We start from the raw sequence: 5,410 nt of genomic DNA, 5'->3' as shown, positions 1-5,410 counted from the left end.
CGCGCTCTACGCCGCGCTGGACGTCGCTGTCGGTAGTAGCCGCGGCGCCGGCAAGGTGCGGACCTCAGGATGGCTCCGGCGGGCGCACGTGCGGAGCCAGTCGTTCTCCAGCAGCGAGATTGTCACGCCAGTAGCGGTAGACCGGGCCGTGCACCACCTCAACCGACCCGGCTGCGACGAGACAGGAAAGAAGATCGCCCCCGGCCGGTGCATCGACGTCGAAGGCAACGACCACTGGTGATTCTTCACCGATATGCCGACGCACCAGTGCGCGCTCTGCAAGGTTGGGTTCCCGGAACCGAGGATCCCAGAACTGGGTCGGGCAGGCCAGGTATGCGACGTCGGTGAAGACCACCTCGAGACCGTGGTGGTAGGTCAGGTCGTGTCCCGCGGCCAACCGAAGCTGGGAGCCGTCGAAGTGCAGTACGTCCCAGTCCCACCAGGATCCCCCAGGCAGTTCAATCACACCGCCGATCCTCCCATCGGTGGTCAGTCAATGAACCGAGCCGGCATCCGGATCTGCCGCCGACCGTGCGCCGCCCACAGCCACAGCCGTCACGCTTCGTGATCGGCTCTCGGAATCTCTCGGTGGCCGCTCTCAGCCAGCCGGAGAACCTGTGGCCGCCCCCTCGCCGTTGCCGTCCGTGCGCAGCATCTCGGCGGCCCGCATTATCGTGGCAAGGCTACTCAGCGCCTCCGCATGGAAGGGTTGTGCCATGAAATACCTGATGCTGGTCTATGGCAACGAGGAGGTTTGGAACACGCTCGCGCCGGCCGACCTCGCCGCGCTCATCAGCGAGGTCGACGCGTTCAACGATGCGCTGGGCGAGTCCGGGGAGTTGATCACTGCGGAAGGGTTGGTACCGCGGGCCCGCTCGGTCCGGATGGGGCAGGGCGGTCCGGTCGTCACGGACGGGCCGTACCTGGAGGCGAAGGAGTACGTAGGCTCCTACTTCATCGTGGATGTCGATGTCGACCAACGGGCCCTGGACATCGCCCAGTCATATCCAGGGCTGCGCTACGGTGGCAGCGTCGAGGTGTGGCCGTTGATGCGGGGCGGCTGGGTCCGGCGTTGAAGGTCGACCCGTCGGTCGAGGAACTGCTGCGGACGCTCGCCGCTCCGGTGCTCGGTGCGCTCGTACGCCGCTACGGTGACTTTTTCCGGTCCGAGGACGCGGTCCAGGAGGCGTTGATCACTGCGGTCAGTACGTGGCCGCGCACCGGCGTTCCGGCGCAGCCGCTGGGGTGGCTAACGACGGTCGCCGCGCGTCGTTACCTGGATCAACTGCGCGCCGACACCGCCCGGGAGCGACGGGAGCGTGCCGTTCTGGCGACCATCCCGCGCGATGCGCTGGTCGCCCCGCCGCCGGACCTGGAGCCGGTTCGCGACGACCTGCTTGAGCTGTTGTTCCTGTGCTGCCATCCGGCCCTGACCCCGTCCGCACAGGTGGCACTGACGCTGCGGGCGGTCGGCGGACTGAGCACGGCCGAGATAGCCGCAGCGTTTCTCGTGCCGGAGAAGACGATGGGTCAGCGGATCTCACGGGCGAAACAGCGGCTGCGGGACGCCGACGCCCGATTCGAGCTTCCGCCGCAGGCGGAGTGTGGGCCCCGACTGCGAGCCGTGTTGCACGTGTTGTACCTGCTGTTCAATGAGGGCTACAGCGCCAGCTCTGGGCCGGTGTTGCAGCGGACCGACCTGACCCGGCAGGCCTTGTGCTTGACGCGTCGGCTACACGACCGGCTGCCCGACTCGGGCGAAACCGTGGGGCTGCTGGCGCTGATGGTGTTGACCGAGGCACGTAGCGGGGCGCGTACCGGGCCCGATGGCATCCTCGTGCCGCTCATCGAGCAGGACCGGACGCGTTGGGATCGCACCGCGATCGCGGAGGGCATCGCTCTGATCACCCACAGTCTGGCCACGCTGCCCCTCGGCCCGTACCAGATACAAGCGGCCATCGCGGCGGTGCACGCCGAGGCGCCATCGACCGAGGTCACGGACTGGGCCCAGATTCTCGCGCTGTACCAGGTTCTCGATCGACTGGCGCCCAATCCCGTCGCCACGCTCAACCGGGCGGTCGCCTTGGCGATGGTGCGTGGCCCGGAGGCTGGGCTGGCGTTGCTCGGCGAGTTGGAGTCCGGGCCACTCGCGGGGAATCACCGGCTGCTGGCGGTCCGGGCACACCTGTTTGAGCAGGCCGGTAAACGGGCCGACGCGGCCGCGGCGTACCGGGAGGCCGCGCGCCTGGCTGGGAGCCTGCCCGAGCAGCGGTTTCTCGTGCAACAGGCCGTCCGCTGCACCGGTTGAGCCCGTTCGTCGCGGCACGCGGGTAGAAATCGACCTTGCGGCTCCGATCTGTAGGTAGACAGCCCCAAGCGAGGGCGCGAGAGAGCGGAGCGAGGACGATGACCAAGGTGACAGCGCAGATGTCGCTTTCACTTGACGGGTACTACGCCGGCCCCCAGCACAGTGGCGACGGCGGCTGGATGGAGTCGGCGGAGGCCGCTGGATTCTTCCGGATCACTCGTTGGGCGACTGAGGCGATGGCTTGGCGGGAGCGGCTGGGCTTCGCTGGCGGGGAGCAGGACACGAACTCGGAGATTCTGGCCGAGACGTTCGAGAGGGCTGGCGCGTACGTCATGGGCAGGCGGATGGCCGACGGCGGTGAGGTGCCGTGGGGTGAGGAACCGCCGTTCCGCGCGCCGGTCTTCGTCGTGACGCACCGTCCCCGCGAGACCGTGGTACGCAAGGGTGGAACGAGTTTCACGTACGTCACCGACGATGTCGCCAGCGCGGTCGAGCGGGCACGTGCGGCGGCGAGCGGCAAGAACGTCGCCGTGGCCGGCGGTGGCAACCTGCTGCGACAGGTACTCGAAGCCGGCCTGTTGGACGAGCTGGAAATCCACATTGCCCCGGTGGTACTCGGCGCCGGGATGCGCCTGCTCGACGACGGCCTCGACCTCGGCGACTTCGAGGCGATCGAGCTCGAACCCAGCAGGGTGGTGCACACGCCGCGGGTCACGCACATCCGGTACACCGTCAACGGCCGCGCCCCACTCGTGCTCGACGACCGCGGCAGCGGCGGCGGTCCGACCCAGGCCGCGACCTCGCGCACCGCCTGAACCAGCGCCACGACGGCACCCGAGCATCACACCGGTGCCCGGGTGCCCGTGCACTCAATGCCTCAACGACGGGTTCCGCCCACCATACGTGCGGATGAGAAGCAATTACACGCGAAACGGGCGCCAGCACCCCGCCCCAACCTGAGCCCGTTCCTTCCGCGAGCTTCGGGAGGCCGGCGCACGTATCCGGATTTGCCGCCGTCCGTGCGCCGCGACGGTTGGGCGGCCATCACGCACCGGAGGGTGCTCCGCGGTCGTCCGGCGCCCAGCCGATGAGCGGCGATTTGCGGCTTCTGGCCGGTCGGTAGCGTGTGGCCGTGTACTGGAATCCGATGCCGACAGTCGCCGCCTCCGCCGATTTGGAGGTGGTCAACTATCCCGGAGGTGATCGACGGCTCGGGCCGCCGGAGGCGTACCTGCGGGGCCGGTGGGCGGATCGGGACTGGCGTAACGTTCCGGGCCCGTTCTACGGTGCGCGGACCGACTCCTGCTGGGTGGGGCGTGACATCGCGCCTGATCTCGTGATCTACGAGGATGAGTACGGCGGCGAGATCGTGTACCGGCAGCCGAGGAACGCGCGTGAGGTTCAGCTCGTGTTGACAGCTGCGTGGAACGACCCGTGGGCCGCGTACGCCGCTGATGGCGATGAGCACTGGACGCTCGATCTGGTGCGGGACTGGTGGGCCGATCGGCATCGGCTGGTTGCCTGGATCGACGATGTGCGGCGACGGTGGTCTGTCAGTGAGCGGGGCGACGAGCGTGATAACGCGGTTGGGCTAGGCGAATTCGCTCAGTTTATAGACGACGGGCTGAGAGACTACCTGCGCAGCTACGGATTCTGGCTGGACAATCGAAGGTTGCCCCGACCGGACGAATCGCTCCCGGACCTGAGCCAGTGGTAATCGGGCATGGAATCGACGACCGCATCTGGATCCCCTCTATGTCAATGGTTCATGGTGGGTCTGTTCTAGGCTTTCCGTGGCGGGTCCGGGTTGTGACTTGTCCGAAGAGGCGGTTGTCGGGATCAGGCCGTCCGCGCTGGATTGCAGAGTCGCTTCCGAGTGTCCTCCCGGACCCGTCTCATCAGCTCGGCGCGTTTTCGCGTCGTGGAGCATCCGCTTGTAGACGACGTCGGACAGGTGGCGTTTGAGAGCGCGTAGCGCTTCCATCGTGGTCCTGCCCTCGGTGAGGCGTCGCCGGTAGTAGGCGCGGCCGGGTGTGTCATGGCGGAGCTGGACGACGGCCATGATGTGCAGGACCCGGTTGATGCGGCGGTTGCCGGCGCGGGAGAGCCGGTGGCGGCGCTGGTCGCCCGGAGGATGCCTCAAGTGGGGCGGTGCCGTTCCAGGACGCGAAGTGCGCGGCGGTGCGGAATCGGTGGATGTCGGCGACGTCACCGATCAGCCGGGCTGCTCCGGACGGGCCGATGCCGTAGAGCTCGGTCAGGGTGCTGCCGCGCTCGGTGACGAGCTGGCGCAGCTGCTTATCGGCTGCCCGGATTTTGGCGTCGATGGTGGTGAGTTCCTCGATGAGTTCGCGGGCCAGGTCGTGGCGGGTCTGCGCCACGATGTTGTCCGGCGGGGGTGCGGTGCGCAGCAGGTAGCTGGCCTGGCCGCGGGTGAGGAACTTCTTGGCGCCGCCGGGGAGGAGTTCGAGCAGCAGGTGGTGGACGCGGCTGATGATGTCGGTGCGGGCCCGGCCGAGTTCGTCGCGGCGATCGACGAGCAGGCGCACCACGGCTGTGACGTCGTCGGGGTGACGGTGCGCGGTCCACGGCTGCGTAGCTCGGCGACCGCGACGCTGTGCGCGTCGACCGGGTCGGTCTTGCGGCCCTGGCCGGTGTCGAAGACTCGCACCCGGGCCGACAGCTTCGGCGGTACGTCGAGTACGGGTTCACCGTCGGCGACCAGACGCTGAGCGATGTGCCGGCCGATGCCGGAGCAGCCTTCGACCGCCCACACCCGATCGCTGAAGGCTCGGCCGGCTGTCAGCATCTGCTGGTCCCCCTCGGCGTCGGTGGCGAAACGGGCCCGGGCCAGGACTTTCTCTTGTTCGTTGATGGCCTCGATCGTGGCCGACCGCTTGTGTGGGTCCATCCCGATCACGACTCGACTCATGCGCTACTTCCTCCCATTTTGGCTATTGCTTGATGCCGAACGGGGAGGGCAAAGCTACTTCGAGCTGGACAAGTCCCTCTTGAGCCACTCCCCGGTCGGTAGCCGGCGGGCGCATGCCAGATGATAGTCACACCCTGGATCCGGGTGGACAGCCGCAAAGAGAGCGATCC

At 67.9% G+C, this 5,410-nt stretch carries 7 protein-coding genes and 1 pseudogene; 5 read left to right on the top strand and 3 right to left on the bottom strand.

The genetic code is table 11. The features are described 5' to 3' along the window. From R6Y94_RS44890 to R6Y94_RS44870, 5 genes are all read left to right on the top strand, one after another. Nucleotides 1-241, top strand: a 241-nt coding sequence (locus R6Y94_RS44890) for a hypothetical protein (protein ID WP_318399455.1), incomplete at its 5' end; no start/stop codon positions are given. 475 nt (nucleotides 242-716) lie between these two features. Next, on the top strand, nucleotides 717-1,076 hold the full coding sequence (locus R6Y94_RS44885) for a YciI family protein (protein ID WP_318403437.1): 360 nt from the start codon (nucleotides 717-719) through the stop codon (nucleotides 1,074-1,076). Further along, nucleotides 1,073-2,308 (top strand): RNA polymerase sigma factor, encoded by a 1,236-nt coding sequence (locus R6Y94_RS44880; RefSeq protein WP_318403439.1) that lies wholly within the window; start codon nucleotides 1,073-1,075, stop codon nucleotides 2,306-2,308. Before R6Y94_RS44885 ends, R6Y94_RS44880 begins: the two co-directional genes overlap by 4 nt. Nucleotides 2,309-2,406: 98 nt before the next feature. Beyond that, complete coding sequence (locus tag R6Y94_RS44875; RefSeq protein ID WP_318403435.1) at nucleotides 2,407-3,123, top strand: dihydrofolate reductase family protein; 717 nt, start codon at nucleotides 2,407-2,409, stop codon at nucleotides 3,121-3,123. A 317-nt stretch (nucleotides 3,124-3,440) separates the two neighbouring features. After that, nucleotides 3,441-4,025 carry a ferredoxin gene (locus tag R6Y94_RS44870; RefSeq protein ID WP_318403433.1) on the top strand — a complete coding sequence of 195 codons (585 nt, stop codon included), beginning with the start codon at nucleotides 3,441-3,443 and terminating at the stop codon, nucleotides 4,023-4,025. Between the two features lie 36 nt (nucleotides 4,026-4,061). On the opposite strand, the gene R6Y94_RS44865 is transcribed toward R6Y94_RS44870, so the two are convergent. The 3 genes and pseudogenes from R6Y94_RS44865 to R6Y94_RS44855 all read right to left on the bottom strand — a co-directional run. Continuing rightward, entirely contained in the window at nucleotides 4,062-4,451 is a 390-nt protein-coding gene (locus tag R6Y94_RS44865; RefSeq protein WP_318403432.1) for a transposase, read from the bottom strand. Then, a complete protein-coding gene (locus R6Y94_RS44860; protein ID WP_318403430.1) occupies nucleotides 4,345-4,860 on the bottom strand; it encodes a transposase in 516 nt (171 codons plus the stop codon). Before R6Y94_RS44860 ends, R6Y94_RS44865 begins: the two co-directional genes overlap by 107 nt. A gap of 71 nt (nucleotides 4,861-4,931) precedes the next feature. Then, a pseudogene (locus R6Y94_RS44855) lies at nucleotides 4,932-5,219 on the bottom strand (IS110 family transposase); the annotation flags it as partial. Nucleotides 5,220-5,410 lie beyond the last annotated feature (191 nt).

Origin of the sequence: Plantactinospora sp. KLBMP9567, from assembly GCF_033446045.1 — a bacterium.
GTDB lineage: Bacteria > Actinomycetota > Actinomycetes > Mycobacteriales > Micromonosporaceae > Plantactinospora.
The sequence above is the reverse complement of the archived record's forward strand: the minus strand, read 5'-3'. Positions and strand labels throughout refer to the sequence as shown.